Source organism: Nocardia violaceofusca NBRC 14427 (assembly GCF_963869435.1).
Lineage (GTDB): Bacteria > Actinomycetota > Actinomycetes > Mycobacteriales > Mycobacteriaceae > Nocardia > Nocardia aobensis.
In genome coordinates, this window is record NZ_CAWMPM010000004.1 from 77,411 (window position 1) to 95,339 (window position 17,929).

General features: G+C 68.6%; 20 protein-coding genes and 1 pseudogene. 16 read left to right on the forward strand and 5 right to left on the reverse strand.

Features of this window, described 5'->3' with window-relative positions; genetic code table 11:
* Window positions 1-106: 106 nt before the first annotated feature.
* From AC5592_RS02825 to AC5592_RS02840, 4 genes and pseudogenes are all read left to right on the forward strand, one after another.
* The gene (locus AC5592_RS02825; protein ID WP_063063283.1) at window positions 107-604 is read left to right on the forward strand and encodes a pyridoxamine 5'-phosphate oxidase family protein; all 498 of its coding nucleotides are present in this window, start codon (window positions 107-109) and stop codon (window positions 602-604) included.
* 43 nt (window positions 605-647) lie between these two features.
* Window positions 648-1,055, forward strand: a complete 408-nt coding sequence (locus tag AC5592_RS02830; RefSeq protein ID WP_036501431.1) for a YciI family protein — start codon at window positions 648-650, stop codon at window positions 1,053-1,055.
* Complete coding sequence (locus AC5592_RS02835; RefSeq protein WP_063063284.1) at window positions 1,052-2,227, forward strand: RNA polymerase sigma factor; 1,176 nt, start codon at window positions 1,052-1,054, stop codon at window positions 2,225-2,227. Before AC5592_RS02830 ends, AC5592_RS02835 begins: the two co-directional genes overlap by 4 nt.
* A pseudogene (locus tag AC5592_RS02840) lies at window positions 2,228-2,620 on the forward strand (MaoC/PaaZ C-terminal domain-containing protein); the annotation flags it as partial.
* A gap of 24 nt (window positions 2,621-2,644) precedes the next feature.
* Here AC5592_RS02840 and AC5592_RS02845 read toward each other — a convergent pair.
* Window positions 2,645-3,106, reverse strand: a complete 462-nt coding sequence (locus tag AC5592_RS02845) for a DUF8821 family protein (protein ID WP_036501279.1) — start codon at window positions 3,104-3,106, stop codon at window positions 2,645-2,647.
* A 71-nt stretch (window positions 3,107-3,177) separates the two neighbouring features.
* Window positions 3,178-3,792 (reverse strand): class I SAM-dependent methyltransferase, encoded by a 615-nt coding sequence (locus AC5592_RS02850; protein ID WP_063063286.1) that lies wholly within the window; start codon window positions 3,790-3,792, stop codon window positions 3,178-3,180.
* A gap of 86 nt (window positions 3,793-3,878) precedes the next feature.
* Between AC5592_RS02850 and AC5592_RS02855 the strand changes: the two genes are divergently transcribed.
* The 4 genes from AC5592_RS02855 (at window position 3,879) to AC5592_RS02870 (ending at window position 8,074) form a co-directional block, all read left to right on the forward strand.
* Complete coding sequence (locus AC5592_RS02855; protein WP_157121526.1) at window positions 3,879-4,556, forward strand: HEAT repeat domain-containing protein; 678 nt, start codon at window positions 3,879-3,881, stop codon at window positions 4,554-4,556.
* A complete protein-coding gene (locus AC5592_RS02860; protein ID WP_063063288.1) occupies window positions 4,550-5,581 on the forward strand; it encodes a MerR family transcriptional regulator in 1,032 nt (343 codons plus the stop codon). Before AC5592_RS02855 ends, AC5592_RS02860 begins: the two co-directional genes overlap by 7 nt.
* A 51-nt stretch (window positions 5,582-5,632) precedes the next feature.
* Complete coding sequence (locus AC5592_RS02865) at window positions 5,633-6,652, forward strand: DNA topoisomerase IB (RefSeq protein WP_063063289.1); 1,020 nt, start codon at window positions 5,633-5,635, stop codon at window positions 6,650-6,652.
* Window positions 6,653-6,730: 78 nt separating this feature from the next.
* Window positions 6,731-8,074 carry an aldehyde dehydrogenase family protein gene (locus AC5592_RS02870; RefSeq protein ID WP_063063290.1) on the forward strand — a complete coding sequence of 448 codons (1,344 nt, stop codon included), beginning with the start codon at window positions 6,731-6,733 and terminating at the stop codon, window positions 8,072-8,074.
* A 21-nt stretch (window positions 8,075-8,095) separates the two neighbouring features.
* On the opposite strand, the gene AC5592_RS02875 is transcribed toward AC5592_RS02870, so the two are convergent.
* The gene (locus AC5592_RS02875) at window positions 8,096-8,545 is read right to left on the reverse strand and encodes an SRPBCC family protein (protein WP_063063517.1); all 450 of its coding nucleotides are present in this window, start codon (window positions 8,543-8,545) and stop codon (window positions 8,096-8,098) included.
* A gap of 221 nt (window positions 8,546-8,766) precedes the next feature.
* Between AC5592_RS02875 and AC5592_RS02880 the strand changes: the two genes are divergently transcribed.
* From AC5592_RS02880 to AC5592_RS02895, 4 genes are all read left to right on the forward strand, one after another.
* Window positions 8,767-9,150, forward strand: a complete 384-nt coding sequence (locus AC5592_RS02880) for a thioesterase family protein (protein ID WP_036501289.1) — start codon at window positions 8,767-8,769, stop codon at window positions 9,148-9,150.
* A gap of 238 nt (window positions 9,151-9,388) precedes the next feature.
* Window positions 9,389-10,507: an NAD(P)H-dependent flavin oxidoreductase gene (locus AC5592_RS02885; protein WP_036501291.1), complete on the forward strand. Its 1,119-nt coding sequence runs from the start codon at window positions 9,389-9,391 to the stop codon at window positions 10,505-10,507.
* Between the two features lie 304 nt (window positions 10,508-10,811).
* Window positions 10,812-11,567 carry an HNH endonuclease family protein gene (locus AC5592_RS02890; protein WP_063063291.1) on the forward strand — a complete coding sequence of 252 codons (756 nt, stop codon included), beginning with the start codon at window positions 10,812-10,814 and terminating at the stop codon, window positions 11,565-11,567.
* 35 nt (window positions 11,568-11,602) lie between these two features.
* Entirely contained in the window at window positions 11,603-11,827 is a 225-nt protein-coding gene (locus AC5592_RS02895) for a hypothetical protein (protein ID WP_083870769.1), read from the forward strand.
* Window positions 11,828-11,860: 33 nt separating this feature from the next.
* On the opposite strand, the gene AC5592_RS02900 is transcribed toward AC5592_RS02895, so the two are convergent.
* Window positions 11,861-12,301, reverse strand: coding sequence for an SRPBCC domain-containing protein (locus AC5592_RS02900; protein WP_062996509.1), 441 nt, complete (start codon window positions 12,299-12,301; stop codon window positions 11,861-11,863).
* A 49-nt stretch (window positions 12,302-12,350) separates the two neighbouring features.
* On the reverse strand, window positions 12,351-12,935 hold the full coding sequence (locus AC5592_RS02905) for a TetR/AcrR family transcriptional regulator (protein WP_036501439.1): 585 nt from the start codon (window positions 12,933-12,935) through the stop codon (window positions 12,351-12,353).
* Window positions 12,936-12,974: 39 nt separating this feature from the next.
* On the opposite strand from AC5592_RS02905, the gene AC5592_RS02910 reads away from it, so the two are divergent.
* The 4 genes from AC5592_RS02910 (at window position 12,975) to mtnC (ending at window position 17,911) form a co-directional block, all read left to right on the forward strand.
* Entirely contained in the window at window positions 12,975-14,219 is a 1,245-nt protein-coding gene (locus AC5592_RS02910) for a KasA/KasB family beta-ketoacyl-ACP synthase (protein WP_063063292.1), read from the forward strand.
* Window positions 14,220-14,898: 679 nt separating this feature from the next.
* Window positions 14,899-16,620 carry a bifunctional S-methyl-5-thioribose-1-phosphate isomerase/methylthioribulose 1-phosphate dehydratase gene (locus AC5592_RS02915; RefSeq protein ID WP_036501298.1) on the forward strand — a complete coding sequence of 574 codons (1,722 nt, stop codon included), beginning with the start codon at window positions 14,899-14,901 and terminating at the stop codon, window positions 16,618-16,620.
* Window positions 16,617-17,189: a 1,2-dihydroxy-3-keto-5-methylthiopentene dioxygenase gene (locus AC5592_RS02920; protein ID WP_036501300.1), complete on the forward strand. Its 573-nt coding sequence runs from the start codon at window positions 16,617-16,619 to the stop codon at window positions 17,187-17,189. Before AC5592_RS02915 ends, AC5592_RS02920 begins: the two co-directional genes overlap by 4 nt.
* On the forward strand, window positions 17,186-17,911 hold the full coding sequence (mtnC, locus tag AC5592_RS02925; protein WP_051024598.1) for an acireductone synthase: 726 nt from the start codon (window positions 17,186-17,188) through the stop codon (window positions 17,909-17,911). The genes AC5592_RS02920 and mtnC overlap by 4 nt, the downstream gene beginning before the upstream one ends.
* The last annotated feature ends 18 nt before the right edge of the window (window positions 17,912-17,929 follow it).

The following is a 17,929-nucleotide window of genomic DNA, read 5'->3' on the forward strand; positions in this document are numbered from 1 at the left end:
GAAAAAAGATCTCCGCCGATGTCGAGAACGGCGAACCGGCTCCGTCCCAGGGGTACGAGCAACCGAGAACGGCCCGCTCGCGGACATCGACACAGGAGCGTCAGCAATGGAACAGCACACGATCAGCGAAATCCTCAACCGTCCGATCAGCCAGGAATTGCTGGCGCGCGATCTGCTGCGGCTGGCCTACGTCGCCAAGGACGGCACGCCGCGCAACATCCCGATCGCGTTCACCTGGAACGGCTCGCAGATCGTGCTCTGCACCACGAAGAACGCACCGAAACTGCACTCCCTGCGGCACAATCCTCAGGTCGCGCTGACGATCGACACCGAGGTCCATCCGCCGAAGATCCTGCTCCTGCGCGGACGTGCCGAGCTGGACGTCGTCGACGGCATCCCGGAGGAATACCTGCAGATGAACGGCAGCTACGAAATGACGCCCGAACAGCGCGTGGAGTGGGAGGCGGAAGTCCGCTCGCTCTACGACGGCATGGTCCGGATCGTCATCACCCCGACCTGGGCGAAGCTCATCGACTTCGACACCACTCTGCCCACCGCGGTCGAGGAGCTGGTCCGGCAGCGGGCCGAACGTCAGCAGGCCTGATCACCACGGCCGGCACCGTGCCGCCGACACCGAGGAGACGATGATGCCGAAATATCTGTTGCTCAAGCACTATCGGGGTGCGCCCGCGGCGGTCAACGACGTGCCGATGGATCAGTGGACACCGGAGGAGATCACCGCCCATGTGCGGTACATGGAGGACTTCGCCGCGCGGCTGCAGACCAGCGGCGAGTACGTCGACCATCGGGCGCTCTCGCCGCAGGGGACGTTCGTCCGGTCCGACGGGGAGGGCCGCCCGCCGATCACCGACGGTCCGTTCGCGGAGACCAAGGATCTGATCGCGGGCTGGATGCTCATCGATGTCGAGACCTACGAGCGGGCGCTCGAACTGGCCGCTGAGCTGTCCGAGGCGCCCGGCGCGGACGGGAAACCGATCCGGGAGTGGCTCGAGCTGCGCCCGCTGCTCACGGCGATGCCCACGGTGACCGAGTGAACGAATCGCTGCTGCGGGAGTTGGTGCCGGCGGTGATCGGCGTCCTCGTCCGGCGCGGCGCGGACTTCGCGTCGGCCGAGGACGCCGTGCAGGAGGCTGTGATTCGGGCCCTGCAAACCTGGCCTGACGACCCACCGCGCGATCCGAAAGGCTGGCTCGTCGCGGCCGCGTGGCGAAAGTTCCTCGATGCCACCCGAGCCGAGACATCGAGGCGGGAGCGAGAACTCGCGGTCGAGCACGAGCCGCCGACCGGGACGGTCCCGGGAGCCGACGACTCGCTGTGGCTGTACTTCCTGTGCGCGCATCCGTCGCTGTCACCCGGTTCTGCCGTCGCGCTGACGCTGCGCGCGGTCGGCGGCCTGACGACGCGGCAGATCGCGACGGCCTACCTCGTCCCGGAAGCGACCATGGCGCAACGGATCAGCCGGGCCAAGCGGCGTCTCGCCGGACTGCCGCTGGACCGGCCCGGCGATCCGGCGACCGTGTTGCGGGTTCTCTACCTGGTATTCAACGAGGGCTACGGCGGCGACATCGATCTGGCGGCCGAGGCGATCCGCCTCACCCGCCAGCTGGCCGCGGCGAGCGACGAGCCGGAGGTCGCGGGACTGTTGGCCCTCATGCTGCTGCACCATGCCCGCCGCAGGTCCCGCACGGGTCCGGACGGGCGCCTCGTGCCACTGGCCGAACAGGACCGAACCCGTTGGGACACAACGCTTATCTCCGAAGGTGTCACGATCCTGCAAGCCGCATTGGCTCGTGACCACCTGGGCGAATACCAGGCGCAGGCGGCGATCGCCGCCCTGCACGCCGATGCCCCGACCGCCGCGGAAACGGACTGGGTACAGATCGTGGAGTGGTACGACGAACTGCTGAATCTCACGGGCAGCCCGGTGGTGCGGCTCAATCGCGCGGTCGCGGTCGGCGAATCCGACGGACCCCAGGCCGGGCTGGCGGAATTGAGCAAGGTGGACCCCGGCCTGCCTCGGTACGCCGCGGTCCGCGCCTACCTGCTCGAACGCGCCGGCGACCTCGAACAGGCCGCCGACCTGTATGCCGCGGCATCCCGCACCGCCACCAGCGTCCCGGAGCGCGACCACCTCACCCGCGAGGCCGCGCGGGTGAGGGGGCTGCTGCGCCGGCGAACCGACCGACCGACGACATTCACCGAGTGAGGTGCCGAACTTCCCGCACGGGCGGTGAACCTGACGCGCGGCGATCTGGTCAACTATGCCGGGGTCTCCGGGGACGTGAATCCCATCCATTGGCATGCCGAGATCGCCGCGCTCGCAGGACTTCCCGACGTGATCGCCCACGGCATGCTCACGATGGGCTTGGGAGCCGGCTTCGTCACCGGATGGCTCGGGGACCCGGGCGCGATGATCAGGTACGGCGTGCGGCTGTCGAACTACACGGTCATCGAAGCCGCCTCCGCGGGAACGGTGGAGTTCACCGGGCGCATCAAGTCGGTCGACCCCGATACCAGGACCGCCGTCGTCGTCATCGTCGCGAAGTCGGCCGGCCGCAAGGTTTTCGGTCTCGCCACGGCGGATGTCCGCCTGGCCTGACCTGCGCCACGACCACCGGGCGAATCAGTACTGGTTCTTGATGACGAAGTAGGAGCCGCGGATTGTTCCCGCCAGCTTCGACTTCTGCCGCGCGAACTTGAACGACGAGAGTTCGGTGGGGATTTCCATCCCGTCGGACAGTTTGAAACCCACGGCCCGCTTACCGGAATCGTCGATCGAATACATCACGTTGATCGACAGGCCGCTCTCGTAGAAGACGTAGGCGAAGCGAATTCCGTCCGCTTCGAAGGCCGTGGCCTCGAGCGGGCGGGAGGAGATGACGATGCCACGCTCGTCCTCGAGGATCCGGCTGACCCAGTCGACCGTCGACTGCGCCTCCTTCGCGGGCTCCACGGTGAAGACGTGGTCGTACTTGTTCTTGAAGTACCGGGCCTCGTTGGCCCGCAGACCGGCCAAAGCCTGCGCGACGGGCGACGATTCGAGGCCTTCGGTCGATACCGTAGTGAAGTCCACGGCGTAGGTCATGGCGAACTCCTCTGCGACTGGGTCGGTCGAACTGTACAACGTCGTGCGTCGCGAATCGGGCAGACTCGGCCTCACTCCGCGCGCGAGAACACCGCCACCAGAAAGTCCGACTCGTCGGTGAACGGGCGCAGATCCCACGTCGAAAGCCGCAGATCGACCCTGAGACCGGCGTGTTCGGCGTCGGCGAGGAACTGCGGGAACTCGTATCCCCGGTCGGCGCCGAACCCGACCACCACCCGGCCGGCCGGAGCCAGATGGCGGGCGAAACCGGACAGCACCGCGCCGCGGGTGGCCGGCGCCAGGAATGTCATCACGTTGCCCGCGCACACGAGCACATCGAAGTCGCCGGCGACCCCGCGGCTCGGCAGATCCAGTTCGGCCAGGTCGCCGACCAGCCAGGTCGGGCCGGGATGGTCCTGTTCCGCCGCGGCGATCAACACCGGATCGACGTCGACGCCGACGACGACATGACCGGCCCGGTACAGGTAGCCACCCAGCCGCCCCGGACCGCATCCGGCGTCCAGGATTCGGCTGCCGCGCCCGACCATCGCATCGATCAGGCGTGCCTCGCCGACGATGTCCGCGCCTTCGGCCGCCATCGTCCGGAAGCGCTCGACGTACCACGTCGAATGCGCCGGATCGGCGGCGGTGATCTCTTCCCACTGGCTGGGCGTGCGTCCGCTCATGGCCTGTTCCTCTTCTCTCGGTCCGGTGCGTGTACTTGACCTTGCCATCGTGACAAGGTCTTCACTGACTGCCGGAGGTGGTCCCGATGAACTCGACACACAGGAACCCACAGGACATGCGACTACTCGACGCGCTGGCGGCGAACAACTCGTCGACACGGCTCGAGGCGGCGTTGGCGCTCGGCACCCGTCCCTCGCCCGGCTTCGCCGATGCGCTGATCGAGCGGTGCGGGATCGAGCCCGATTTCTTCGTGCGCGACATGCTGACCTGGGCGCTCACCCGGCTTCCGGCGCAGGTCACGGTGCCGAAACTGCGTGCGCGACTGGGTTCGGACCGTCCCCAGGCGCGCAGCCAGGCGCTGCACACCCTGTCCAAGATCGGAGACCGCAGCGCGTGGCCCGCGATCACCCGATCGTTGCTGCACGATGCCGACGACGACGTCGCGCGCAGCGCGTGGCGCGCCGCCGTCGTCCTGGTGCCCGACGGCGAGAAGCAGGCCCTCGCCGACGCGCTGGCTACCCAATTCGGCCGCGGCGACCGCGAGGTGCGGTTGAGTTTGAGCCGCGCTCTGGTAGCCCTGGGTGAGATCGTCGAGCCGGTCCTGCAGACGGCGATGACGAACCCGGACCCGGTGGTGCGCGCCCATGCGCGTGCCACCGGCGTGCTGCTGCGCGACCCCGATGCCGGTTTCGACCTCGCGATCGGCGAAGCCAGGCGGGTTCGCGCCCTCGGACCGGATCGAGAGGAGTCGACCGCGTGCTGATCGGCGAGGTGGCCCGCTACTCGGGAGTGAGCGCCCGGATGCTCCGGCACTACGACTCCCTGGGGTTGGTGCGGCCGACCGGCCGCACCAACGGCGGCTATCGGGAGTATTCCGTCCAGGACATCCGGCGGATCTTCCACGTCGAGGGTCTGCGATCGCTGGGACTGTCGCTGACCCAGATCGGGCGGGCTCTCGACGATCCGGGCTTCACGCCGTCCGCGCTGGTGGGCGACCTGGTGCGCGCAACCGAGGAACGGCTGAGCCGGGACCGTGAGCTGCTCGAACGGCTGCGTGCGGTCGAGGCGGCCGAACCCTCCGGCTGGCAGGACGCGCTGCGTATCGTGGAACTCTTGCGCGGACTCGGTTCGTCCAATGCCGCCCGGCGGCAGCAGGCCGTACTGGCTCCGGCGGAGGAGATGCCGGCCGAACTGCTCGCCGAGGCGGTGCTCGCCGAATCCGATCCGTATGTGGCGGGGGCGCTGCGCTGGGCGCTGGCCCGAGCCGGTGCGGACGGAGTGCTGAACGTGGCCTCCGGCCTGGACTCCGCCGATGTCGAGGTCCGGCGGCGGGCGGCGTCGGCGCTCGCCGAGATTGCCGGGACGGAGTCGAGTGCGGTGCTGCTGGACGCCCTCGGCGACACGGACGCGACTGTTCGCAGAATCTCCGCGCTCGCCCTCGGCGCCCGCGGGCAGACCCGCGCGGTGCCGGAACTCGTCGCCACCGTGATCGAGGGCCCGAACGATGTCGAGGCGGCCGAACTGCTGGGATCGCTGGCCCGGGACACGCAGTGGGCGGATCACATCCTGGGTGCACTCGCCGGCGAGCTGGCCGCCCACCCGCCCGGTTCACCGGTGCGGCTCCGGCTGACCCAGGCGTTGGCGGAGCTGCCCGGCTCCCTCGCGCTGAATACGTTGCGGCCCTTGGTAGATGACGACGATCGGGCCGTCGCGCTGCTCGCCGCGGCACTCGTCCGCACGCTCGAACCCGGGCCACCGGCGGATCCCGGGTCCACCGAACCCGCATGATCGCGTCCCGCGCGGGTATCACCCGATGCGCGGGACGAGAGGAGTGACGTGATGCGGTTGCGGCGCAGCACGCCCTACGGTGCCGGAATACGCCGGGTGCGACGAGGCAGAGGCTTTTCCTATGCCGACGAGAACGGCGTCCCGGTCACGGATCCCGAAGTGACACAACGCATCGACGCACTGGTGATCCCGCCGGCCTGGCGGAAGGTGTGGATCTGCCCGCATGCCCAGGGCCACATACAAGCGGTCGGGGTGGATGCGGCGGGGCGGCGGCAATATCTGTATCACGAACAGTGGCGGCGAGAACGCGACGAAGAGAAGTTCGACCGCATGCTCGAGGCGGCGGCGCAACTGCCGAACCTGCGCGAGCAGGTGCGCGCCGACCTGGGGCGTTCCGGCTTGGACCGGCGACGCGTGGAGGCGGTGGCGATCGGACTGCTCGACCGCGGCGTCTTCCGTATCGGCGGTGAGGAATACGCCGAGGAGAACGGCACCCGTGGTGTCGCCACCCTGCTGCGCGAACAGGTCCGGGTCTCGGGGGAGGAGATGCGGTTCGACTACCTGGCAAAGGGCGGAATCCGCCGGCAGGTGCGCATCGTCGACGCCGACCTCGCGCGGGCCGTGCGGTCCCCGCGGCGCAATCGCAGCCCCAGCGGGCGGCTGCTGGTCTACCGCGAACGCCGGCACTCGAGCGAACTGCACTCCGGCGACATCAACGCCCGGTTCAAAGAGCTGGTCGGAGACGACCACAGCGCGAAGGACTTTCGCACCTGGCAGGCGACGGTGCTGGCCGCCGCGGGGTTGGCGGCCACCGAATGCCCGAACTCGCAGCGCCGCCGCAACAGCGCCGTGCGGGAGGTGATGACCGAGGTGGCCGAGGCACTGGGCAATACCCCGACCGTGGCCCGCAACTCCTACGTCGATCCGCGCGTGATCGAGGCGTGGGAGCGGGACCGGACCATCGCGGCGGCTTCGCAGCGGGCGCGGCGCGCGCCCAGCGAGGACGAGCGTCGAGCCATCGTCGAGCGAGCCGTGCTGCGCCTGCTGCGCTCGACCGCGAACGGAAAGTGATCGTCGCACCGCAATCCCGGACCGAGAACAATGTCGGCCGGACAAGTTTGCCCGAGAACGCCGGGGTACTCGGAGCCCATGGCCGAGATCGACAACGCGACCCGTATCGAGGCCGACTCGGTGACGGGAAACCTGGACCTCATGACCATCGTGGGCACGGCGCACACCGCGCAGTCGAGCTGGGCGCGCACGCCCGCGGCGAGCCGAGCCGAGGCGCTGCGTGCCGGGGCGGCCGCATTGCGCGAGCACGCCGGCGAACTCGCCGCCACGCTCGAAGCGGAGACCGGCCGCCCCGCCGACTCGGGGCGAGAAGGGGTGCTCGCCGGCGCCGGCACCCTCGACCAGTACGCCGAGCTGGGGCCGGTCCATCGCGGGCACACACTCCAGGGCAGCTGGGACGCAACGGATTTCATGATCGCCCAGCCGCGCGGCGTAGTCGTCGCCGTGACGCCGTGGAACGATCCGGTCGCCGTCGCGGCGGGACTGGTCGGCGCCGCACTGGCGACCGGAAATGCGGTGGTGCACAAGCCCAGTGAGCGGTGCCCGCGCACCGGTGCGCTGTTCGGGCAGCTCCTCGAACAGCACTGCCCCGACGGTGTGCTGCAGACCGTGCGCGGCGACGGCCGGGTGGGTGCGGCACTGGTCGGGCTGCCCGGCGTGGACGTGGTGGCGCACGTCGGCGGCACCGCCACCGGGGGCACCATCGCCGTGGCCGGCGCGCGCACCGGGGCCAAGGTGCTGTTGGAGAACGGCGGGAACGATGCGCTGATCGTCGACGCCGACGTGGACCCGGTATGGGCCGCCGAGCAGGCCGCGCTGGGCGCCTTCGCCAATGCCGGGCAGATCTGTGTGTCCGTGGAACGGATCTACGTCCATCGCGAGGTCGCGGACACGTTCGTGTCGGCACTGTGTGAACAGGCGCAGCGCTGGAATCTCGATCCGCAGCCGCTGGTGGACGAGCGGCTGCGCACGCAGGTGCACGCCCAGGTGCGGGAGGCGATCTCGGCCGGCGCGAAAGCGCTGGTGGGCGGCCGGATTCCGGCGGGCCCCGGCACGACGTATCCGGCCACGGTCCTCACCGACTGCCGGCCCGGAATGCGCGTCATCCGCGAGGAGACCTTCGGGCCGATCGCCCCCGTCCAGGTGGTCTCGGATTTCGCGACGAGGCTCGATGCCGCGTGCCGTGACGACTACGGCTTGGCGGCGACGGTACTCACCGGCTCGATGGACCATATGCAGCAGGCGTGGCGCACACTTCCGGTGGGCACGGTGAAGATCAACTCCGTCTTCGGCGGCGCGCCCGGCGGTGCGGCCCAGCCGCGCGGCACATCGGGCACCGGATTCGGTTACGGCCCCGAACTTCTCGACGAGATGACCACCACCAAGGTGGTGCACATGGAGCCCGCGCCGCCGCGGCGCTGATCGTTCCCGGCACCCGCGGGGTCAGGATTCGGCCTCGTCGAGCACCTCACGCAAGCGGTTCAAGGTGCCCCGCCATCCCCGCTCCATCGCATTGCGGGCCATCTTCTGCCGCCGATCGCCGATGTCGAAACCGGTCTGGGTCAACAACACTCGCGTCCCGCGTCCCTGCGCCTCGAGCACCCAGTCGACCACCCACCGGGCCGGGAACTTCGCCCGCAGGTCGATCCACGTATACGTCAGTTGTTCACCCGCGCGGGCCGCGAGCACCTCACACGCGATCTCCGCGCTCGGCTCGGTCGGGACGGCGAAGATGAAATGCGTGCCCACCACGGGTTCGAGCCCGATCGACCGCATCAGCCAGCGTTCGACCAGATCCGGTTCGGTCAGTGCCCGCCACAGCAGCGCCGGCAGGTGCGGGAAGAATCCGCCGATCTCCACCGCGGCCGGATCCAATTCCGATTCGTAGGTCACCGGCACACCCCCGGCCCGAACACATCCATGCCGACGAGCATTCCACGTCGCCGGGCGGCGGAGGCGGAACCGGCCTCCCAGCCTTCAGCCCGAAGGCCGCACGGTGAGCGGCGGGGCGGCGCCCCATCCCGCCGCTGGAGTTCGAGGCGACCATCGACGACACGAGCGCCGTGTGTCCGCTTTCGCGTCGCGGTGATGCGCGCGGCGTTACCGTAGCGATCGTGAAGCTGCAGCCGGGTCTGTCGGCGGAATTCAGTGTGGAGGTCGGAGCCGCCGATACCGCGGTCGCCGTGGGTAGCGGTGACGTGGAGGTGCTCGCCACGCCGCGGGTGGTGGCACTGGCCGAACACGCGACCGTGCTGGCATTGCGGGGCAAGCTGTCGTCGGGGCAGACATCGGTGGGGATCGAGGTTTCGGTGCGGCACCGGCGGCCGAGCCCGCCGGGAACCGTGCTGACCGTCGCGGCGCGGCTGGCCGAGGTCGACGGTCCGCGGCTGGCATTCCGCGTCGTCGTGCACGACGGTGATGTGCTCGTGGCCGACGGCACCATCCGGCGCACGATCGTCGACCGCGCATCGTTTCTCGCCCGCGCCGGTGAACGCTGACTCGTCGCGCGCAGGATCTGCCACCGGATCGCCCGTGCCAACTAGAACATGTTGTCCACGCTGATTGCTGAAAAAGGGTCGATGCCGCCGTCGGCGGTGATGGTGTGTTACCCCCATCGACCGGCAATTTCGGCGCTTCTCTCGCTTCCTGACCGTTGAGTCACTAGTCTGAATATGAAACGTGTTCTAGTGTTGTGGCGAAGTTCCAGCGCCGGAAGACCAGAGGAGTCACCCCGCCATGCATACCGAGATCTGCGAACGACTGGGCATCGATGTCCCCATCTTCGCTTTCACCCATTGCCGCGACGTGGCCGCCGCGGTGAGCAACGCCGGCGGGCTCGGCGTCCTGGGTGCGGTCGGTTTCACCGCCGAGGAGCTGGAGGTCGAACTGGCCTGGCTCGATGACCATGTGCACGGCGTGTACGGTGTCGACCTCGTCATCCCGTCCAAGTACGAGGGCAAGGGCATCGACGGCCTGAGCCCGGCGCAGCTGGAAGCCGAACTGGCCAAACTGGTTCCGCAGGGCCACCGCGATTTCGCCGAGAAGATCCTCGCCGACCACGGCGTCCCGAAACTGCCCGAGGACGAACATCACGAGCAGCTGCTGGGCTGGACGGCCACCACGGCCGGTCCGCAGGTGGACGTCATCCTGAAGCACCCCAAGGCGAAGCTGGTCGCCAACGCGCTCGGCACCCCGCCCGACGACATCATCAAGAAGGTCCAGGACTCCGGTCGTCTGATCGGCGCACTGTGCGGTTCGGTGAAGCATGCGCTCAACCACAAGCGCGCCGGCCTGGATTTCGTGGTCTGCCAGGGTACCGAGGGTGGCGGCCACTGCGGTGAGATCTCCTCGCTGGTGCTGTGGCCGCAGGTGATCGACGCGGTGGGCGATCTGCCGGTGCTCGCCGCCGGTGGTATCGGCAACGGCCGCCAGGTCGCCGCCGCTATGTCGATGGGCGCGGCGGGTGCGTGGACCGGCTCGATCTGGCTGACCGTCGAGGAGGCCAATGTGCCGCCCGCGCAGATGCAGACCTACATCGACGCCACCAGTCATGACACCGTGCGTTCGCGGGCGTGGACGGGTAAGCCCGCCCGCATGCTGCGCAACGACTGGACCGAGGCGTGGGAGCGTCCGGACACCCCGGATCCGCTGGGTATGCCGTTGCAGATGATGGTCGCCCTCGACGGCGTCAAGCGCGGCCACCGCTATCCCGAGGCGGCCAAGGACGTCAACTTCAACCCGGTCGGCCAGGTCGTCGGCATGATGAACAAGGTCGAGCGGACCTCCGACGTCATGCAGCGCCTGATGGAGGAGTACCTCGAGGCCTGCGAGCGGCTGAACAAGCTCAACAGCTGACAACGCCTGTCCGGCAGGGCCGCCGCGCCCTGCCGGACAGTTCTGTCCGGGTATCGAAGCGGATACGGAAGCGGCTGGTGCACTTGCGGTTTGCCGGTGCCGGTTGACACTCTGTATTCGCGATGAGAAGTACATATGATGAACGGCCCGAATGCGGCCGGCAAGTTGATCAGTACCCCACCGTCCGGATGTTTGCCCGGATTGCGCTCGAAGGCACCGGATTCCGGTCTCGGGCACTCCGCGGTCCCCGGTGCGCGCCCGACGACACGATCGGGGCGCGGCGGTGAAGATATCCTCTCCCGGCATGCGCCGGTTGGTCGCGATAGTGGCGCCCGTCCTCCTCGCCGTCGTGCTCGCGGTGGTGTACAGCTTCATCGACGAAGGGGGCAAGAAGAACGATCCGAAACCCGATTCCGCTGCCGCCGCGACCTTTTCCGGCAAAGAAGTCAACGCGCTGCTGGGGAAACTCGTGGTCGCACCGGAAGCGCCGATGACCGGATACAGCCGCGAACAATTCCCGCACTGGGATCAGAACACTTCCGACCACGGATTCGGCGACAAATACGCCCAGTACGCGAAATGCACCACCCGCGATGTGATGATGCTGCGCGACGCCACCGGCTCGGTGACACTCGATGCCGCGACCTGCAAACTGAGTCTCGGCAAGGACGGCGGCTGGCGCGACCGCTACGGCGTACTCGACGCCAAGACCGGAAAACTCAAGCCCTACAAATGGATCACCGATCCCGCCGGAGTCGACGCCGAACATATCGTCCCGCTGGCCGAGGCCTGGCGTTCCGGCGCGCAATCCACCGACACCGATACGCGCCGCAATATCGCCAACGACGCGATCAATCTGGTCGCCTCCGATCCGTCGGCCAACCGGTCCAAGGGCGATCAGGATGCGGCGAATTATCTGCCGCCCGGCGTGTTCCGCTGCGAGTACGTTCAGCGCTACATTCGCATCAAGGTAAAATACGGTTTGACCATCGACACGGCGGAACAGACCGCATTGCGTACCGCGGTCGACGACTGCCTCCACCGAGGAGAGTTCACATAGGCGACATCATCGAAATCACCGGTAAGGCCGCCGTCATGACCGACGAGGAAGGGACGGTGTCCGGCGAACTCGATGTCACCGTCGACGAGCAGGGCAGGGGACTGGTTCGCTATCGGGATACCGAAACCTGGTATCACATCGGCAATCTCGATGGCGAGCCCGCCCGCACCTGGACCGACGTCGCCGAACTCGTCAGCGCGATCGAGGCCGGTCGCGGCAACCGCGACGCCGCGGGAAACGTGATCCCGTTCGAGGCCTGAGGGCCCCGGCGCCGGCATGCGGCGCCGCGTTGCTCAGCGCAGCGATTCCGCGCGCTCCTTGACCGCCGCGGTCATGCCGCCGAAGCCGGAATGCAGTGCCTTGCCGAGCGCCAGCGTCACGACCGGCCGCAGCAGGCCGCCCAGTTCGAAATGCGACCGGTACCGGGTGCGGCCGTTGTCGAGGGGCGTCACGGTGTGCGAGCGCAGGCTGTGCAGGATCCCCAGCGGCACCGGCTTCATGCTGTAGCTGAATTCGGTTCCGGGTGTGTGGGTCCGAATGTATTCGACCTGCTTGCGCGGCTTCGGCGAGCCGAGCCGCACCTGCATCTCGATCGGATCGCCGGGTTCGAGCGTGCTGCGGCATTCGGCGACGAACGGATTCCACTCACCGTAGCTGCCCAGGTCGGTCAGCACCTTCCACACCACCTCGGCGGGTGCGTCGATCTCTACGGTGTCATCGATCACGAAAGCCATGGCGGCAACAATACTGAAACTTGTTCCATCAGCGATACCGCGGGCCCGCTCATCGGCCGGCGCCGGGCTCGGGCAGCGTGAGCGATTGGGTGATCAGCAACCGCGCCGCGCGCGAGACGCGGGCGGTATCGCCGGTGACGAACCGATCCTGCAGCAACCCGCGCACACCCGAAACGAGCAGGGTGGCGGTCGATTCCGGATCGGCGACGGTGGGATCGAAGCTCTTCAGCACATCGGTGAGGGCGGTGACCAGGACGTGCACGGCGTCCTCGCCGTAGGAACGGAACGGACTTCCGGGCACCGCGGCCACCCCCATCACCTGCAACAGCACGCGCGTGCTCGATACCCACTCCGTGGTGATGTTGACGCTGAACGATTCGATGAGACGGCGGCGAAGAGCCGGGAGGTCGGGAACGCCGGCGAACATGCCCGGAATGTCGGGGCGCTGGGTCTCGAGCGCCGCGATCAGCATCTGCTCCTTGGTTCCGAAATAGTGGATCAACATGCGCGAGCTGGTTCCGAGATACTCCGCCAGTGGACGCAGCGAGAGTTCGGTCAATCCGTATTCGCCGATGTAGGCGATCACCCCGGCGAGTAGTTCCGCGCGCCGGGCCTGGTCGAGTGGTCGAGGCACGTGTTGACTGTAGCGGTCGCTACGGGTATCCATATCCGCATGAGTGTAACGACTGCTACACAAACGTCGCGAAATGTCGTCGTCACCGCCATGGCGGCCACCACCTGCCTCGGCCCCGACCTCGACAGCACCTGGTCGGCGCTGCTGGCGGGCAAGAGCGGGATCGGGCCGCTCACCGACGAGTTCGTGACCCGCTACGACCTGCCCGTGCGGATCGGCGGGCGGCTGACCGAACACCCGGGCGCTCACCTGACCCGCATCGAACAGCGTCGGCACTCCTATGTGCAGCAGTTGGCGCTGGTGCTGGGCCGCCAGGTGTGGTCGCAGGCGGGGGCGCCGGAGGTCGACGCCGAACGGCTCGCGGTGGCGATCGGCACCGGACTCGGCGGCGGCGACGCCTTCCTCACCGCGGTCGACGCGATGCGCGAGGGGGGTTATCGCAAGGTGCCGCCGCTGACGGTGCCGATGGTGATGCCGAACGGGCCGGCCGCCCGGGTGGGACTCGAATTCGGCGCGAAGGCAGGTGTTTACGCGCCGACCTCGGCGTGTTCCTCGGGTGCCGAAGCGATCGCGCACGCGTGGCGGCTGATCCGCACGGGGGAGGCCGACGTGGTGATCGCCGGTGGCGTGGAGGGATATATCGAAGCCATCCCGATCGCCAGTTTCGCCATGATGCGGGCGATGAGCACCCGCAACGACGAACCGGGGCTGGCCTCACGGCCTTTCGACCGCGACCGCGACGGGTTCGTCTTCGGCGAGGCGGGTGCGCTGCTGGTGCTGGAATCGGAGGAGTTCGCCAGGGCCCGCGGGGCCGCCGTGCACGGCCGGATCCTCGGCGCGGGAATCACTTCCGACGGCTACCACATCACCGGTACCGATCCCGACGGCGCGGGCGCCGCCCGGGCGATGCGCAAGGCCATCGACGCCGCGGATCTGACCGCCGCCGATATCGACCACATCGACGCGCACGCCACCTCGACCCCGATCGGTGACGCCTCGGAAGCCAATGCCATTGCGGCCGTGGCGAAGCACGCCTCGGTGTACGCGCCGAAATCCGCGCTCGGCCATTCCATCGGTGCGGTGGGCGCGCTCGAGGCCATCCTCACCCTGTGCACACTGCGCGATCAGACCGTGCCTCCCACACTGAATTTCGACAATCCGGACCCGGGTGTCGACCTCGACATCGTGCACGGCATCGCACGTCCACAGCGAATCTCACAGGCGCTCAGCAATTCCTTCGGCTTCGGAGGACACAACGTCACACTCGCATTCGGGCGAGCCTGAGGTCTTCTTCCCCAACTGTCTCCGGGGATGTGGAACAACCGCTGTTCACGCTTGTCCACCGGTCGCTGTGGATGACACGCCGACTGTGGAAAACATCGTGGAACTGCGGTAATGACAGGACATTTCACCCATGCGGCCGCGGAAAACTCTGACCGGCAGTGCCCTTCGAGCGAGTGTCGAGGGAACGAATAGCCGGAGCTGTTCGAGCAGCGGCGCTGTCGCTTCTGCCACCACTGCCCGGCGAGAAGGCGCGCCGACGTGTCGCGCCGCCTGCGCTTGTTTCATTCAGCCCGTCGCGGTGGCCGCGCCGGTCGATTGGCGGCCGAGACCGCGCACCGCGAGTCCGTCCTACACGGCTGCCCGCTCACAACGAGGGGCGCGTCAGCGGACAGCGAGCAGCCTCATTCCCAGACAACGGCTCGGCGGCACCCCAGGCCTGGTAATCCGAGTCGTACCGCGGTCTGCCGTTGGGCTGTGATCTACACCCTCACGCGCAGCGCCGGGCTGCACGCGGTGCACGTGTGCACACACTGCCATTCAGGGGGTGTCCACGACCGTTACCCGCAGGTGCGGGATCGGATCCCGGCGAGGGTAAACCTGGTGCGAGCCGGTGACCTCTGATTCGCTACCGTTTGAGATGAGGGGTCAGCCGGGTCGAGTGGTGAGGGTTGTGCGCGCAATGGGTGAAAGTTCGATCACGTGGGTCGACGGCGCCGTGGTGACGATCGATCAGCGCGCGCTGCCGCACGAGGTGCGCACGCTGCGGCTGACGACGGTCGATCAGGTGATCGACGCGATCGCCACCCTGGCCGTGCGCGGTGCCCCCGCGATCGGGGTGACCGGGGCCTTCGGGGTCGCGCTGGCCGCGCTCGCCCATCCCGGCGAACCCGCGCGGGTCGAGGCCGAGGCCGCCCGCATCGAGTCCGCCCGGCCCACCGCGGTGAATCTGTCCTGGGGCGTGCGGCGAGCCCTGGCGAAATTGGCCGACGGCGGTGCGCCGGGGGTGCTGGCCGAGGCACAGGCACTGCTCGCCGAGGACGGCCGGGTCAACCGGGCCGCCGCCGAACACGCGGCCGACCTGGTTCAGCGGCTGTGTCCGGGGCGGCCGTTGCGGATGCTCACCCACTGCAATACCGGCCGCTTGGCCACCACCGCCTTCGGCACGGCGATCGGGGCACTGCGCGTTCTGCACGCCCGCGGCGTGATCGACAGCGTTCTGGTCGACGAAACCCGCCCGCTGCTGCAGGGCGCGCGCCTGACGGCGTGGGAACTGGCCGAGGCCGGCATTCCGCATCGGCTCACCGTCGATTCCGCCGCCGCCTGGGCGATGGCGACCGGGCAGGTGGATTGCGTGATCGTCGGCGCGGACCGCATCACCGCCGATGGTTCGGTGGCCAACAAGATCGGCACGTACGGACTGGCACTGGCCGCCCGCCACCACGGCATCCCGTTCATCGTGGTGGCGCCCGAATCCACGCGCGATGCGGCGACCGCGACCGGCGCCGATATCGTCGTCGAACAGCGCGGGTCGGCCGAGATCACGCACTTCGGCGACTATGCGGCCGCACCCGAGGGCACCGCGGTCTTCAACCCGGCCTTCGATGTCACACCGCCGGAACTGGTGACGGCCGTGGTGACCGAGAACGGGTTGGTCGACGAGGCGAATCCGCTTGCGGCGCAGGCGATCGCCGTCGCCGATCCGCGCACCGCCGATTCCGGCGCACAGGACCCCGCCGACTCCCCGAACGCCGCCGCGATCGCCGGCCTGGCTCGCGACCTCTACGGTCGCGGCTGGATGCCGGGGACCGCCGGCAACATCTCCGTGCGTGACGGCGCCTTCCGGGCGGCATCGGACAACGGCGCGGACACCGAGGGGCCCACCGCAGTGGTCACCGGCAGCGGTCTGTCCAAGGGGGAGCTGACCGCCGCCGATATGGTCCGGGTGCGGATCGAGAACTCCGAACCCGTTGCCGGAGACCGGCGGCCCTCCGCGGAGACCGCGATCCACACCGCGATCTACCGCACCACCGAGGCCGCGGCGGTGGTGCACGTGCATTCGCCGCGGGCTACCGCGGCCTCCGTCGGCGCCCCGAATCCGCTGCGGTTCACCGGTTTCGAATTGATCAAGGGTCTGCGCTCCGGCGATACCATCGACGTTCCGGTCTTTCCCAATCACGCCGATGTGTCGCTGATCGGCGCGGAGATCGAACAGTATCTACGCGCGCATCCGGCGGCCCCGCCGGCGCTGTTCATCGCCGGCCACGGCATCACCGCCTGGGGCGCCGACCTGGCGCAGGCCCGCGACCGTGCGGAATGCCTGGAGGCCCTGTGTGAACTGGTGTCGCTCACCGGACGCCGCGACATCTCCACCGACCACATTCTCGAGGAGCAACCGCAGTGACCCTGTTGCATATCGCGGCCGATACCGATCCGGCCGACGTGCGTCTGCACACCACCGATCCGGAGCGTATCGCGGCCGAACTGGCCACGCGCGGCATCGAATTCGACCGCTGGCCCGCCGAGGCCGTGACCGCCGACATCGCGTCCGAGGAGATCCTCGGCCGATACCGGGATCGGATCGCCGACCTCAACGCCGACGGCCGCTACCGTCATATCGATCTGGCCCGGCTGCATCCCGACGACAGCGATCCGCTCTGGCCTGAGCAGGCGAGTGCGGCGCGGCAGAAGTTCCTGTCCGAACACCGCCACGCCGAGGACGAGGTGCGCTTCTTCGTCTCCGGCCGCGGCTGTTTCTACCTGCACCTGGAACCGGAGGTCGTCGCGGTGGTCTGCGAGGGCGGCGATCTGGTGTCGGTGCCCGCGGGGACGCGGCACTGGTTCGATATGGGCACCCGCCCGGACTTCGTGGCCATCCGGTTCTTCGAAGAGGCTGACGGCTGGATCGGCGATTTCACCGGCGACCCCATCGCGCAGGGCTTTCCGACCCTGGACGAGCTCGTCGCCGCATGAGCGACCGACGAGATGGCGAAGCCCTGACGGTCCGCGCGATCGTCGTGGATATCGAAGGCACCACCAGCCCCACCAGTTCGGTCCGCGAAGATCTCTACGGCTACACCCGCCGACGGCTGCCGCAGTGGTTGGCGGACGCTTCCGACGACGCCGCGAAGACCGTGATCGAGCAGACGCGCGAACTGGCCGGGCGGCCCGAGGCCGATCTCGACGAGATCGCCGAGATCTTGCGTGGCTGGCTGGATTCCGACATCAAGGCGGCACCGCTGAAGACCGCGCAGGGCGTGATCTGCGCTCAGGGCTTTCGCGAGGGCGCCCTGTTCGGCGAATTCTTTCCCGACGCGCCCGCGGCTCTGCGTGCCTGGCATGCCGCCGGACTCACCCTGTGGGTGTATTCGTCGGGTTCGATTCGCAATCAACAGGATTGGTTCGCCCACGCGCGTGGAGGCGAGCTGGCATCGCTGATCGGGGGGTGGTTCGACCTGGTCAATGCCGGGCCCAAGCGCGAGGAGCGGTCGTATCGCCGCATCGCGGCCGAGATCGGCGTGCCGGGGGGAGAGATCCTGTTCCTGTCCGATCATCCCGACGAACTGGACGCCGCGGTGGCCGCTGGTTGGCAGGCCGTCGGCGTCACCCGCGCCGGTGAGCCGAATTCGCCGCGGCCGCCGCACCGGTGGATCGGCAGCTTCGCCGAGCTGGATCCGGTCGCGGTCGCCCGCTGAGCGGCCGCGCCGGATACT

Bases quoted from the DNA above. Each gene is read 5' to 3' on its own strand.
- AC5592_RS02825 (WP_063063283.1), top strand. From the start codon at position 107: ATGGAACAGCACACGATCAGCGAAATCCTCAACCGTCCGATCAGCCAG.
- AC5592_RS02830 (WP_036501431.1), top strand. From the start codon at position 648: ATGCCGAAATATCTGTTGCTCAAGCACTATCGGGGTGCGCCCGCGGCG.
- AC5592_RS02845 (WP_036501279.1), bottom strand. From the start codon at position 3,106: ATGACCTACGCCGTGGACTTCACTACGGTATCGACCGAAGGCCTCGAA.
- AC5592_RS02850 (WP_063063286.1), bottom strand. From the start codon at position 3,792: ATGAGCGGACGCACGCCCAGCCAGTGGGAAGAGATCACCGCCGCCGAT.
- AC5592_RS02855 (WP_157121526.1), top strand. From the start codon at position 3,879: ATGAACTCGACACACAGGAACCCACAGGACATGCGACTACTCGACGCG.
- AC5592_RS02865 (WP_063063289.1), top strand. From the start codon at position 5,633: ATGCGGTTGCGGCGCAGCACGCCCTACGGTGCCGGAATACGCCGGGTG.
- AC5592_RS02870 (WP_063063290.1), top strand. From the start codon at position 6,731: ATGGCCGAGATCGACAACGCGACCCGTATCGAGGCCGACTCGGTGACG.
- AC5592_RS02885 (WP_036501291.1), top strand. From the start codon at position 9,389: ATGCATACCGAGATCTGCGAACGACTGGGCATCGATGTCCCCATCTTC.
- AC5592_RS02890 (WP_063063291.1), top strand. From the start codon at position 10,812: ATGCGCCGGTTGGTCGCGATAGTGGCGCCCGTCCTCCTCGCCGTCGTG.
- AC5592_RS02895 (WP_083870769.1), top strand. From the start codon at position 11,603: ATGACCGACGAGGAAGGGACGGTGTCCGGCGAACTCGATGTCACCGTC.
- AC5592_RS02900 (WP_062996509.1), bottom strand. From the start codon at position 12,301: ATGGCTTTCGTGATCGATGACACCGTAGAGATCGACGCACCCGCCGAG.
- AC5592_RS02910 (WP_063063292.1), top strand. From the start codon at position 12,975: ATGAGTGTAACGACTGCTACACAAACGTCGCGAAATGTCGTCGTCACC.
- AC5592_RS02915 (WP_036501298.1), top strand. From the start codon at position 14,899: ATGGGTGAAAGTTCGATCACGTGGGTCGACGGCGCCGTGGTGACGATC.
- mtnC (WP_051024598.1), top strand. From the start codon at position 17,186: ATGAGCGACCGACGAGATGGCGAAGCCCTGACGGTCCGCGCGATCGTC.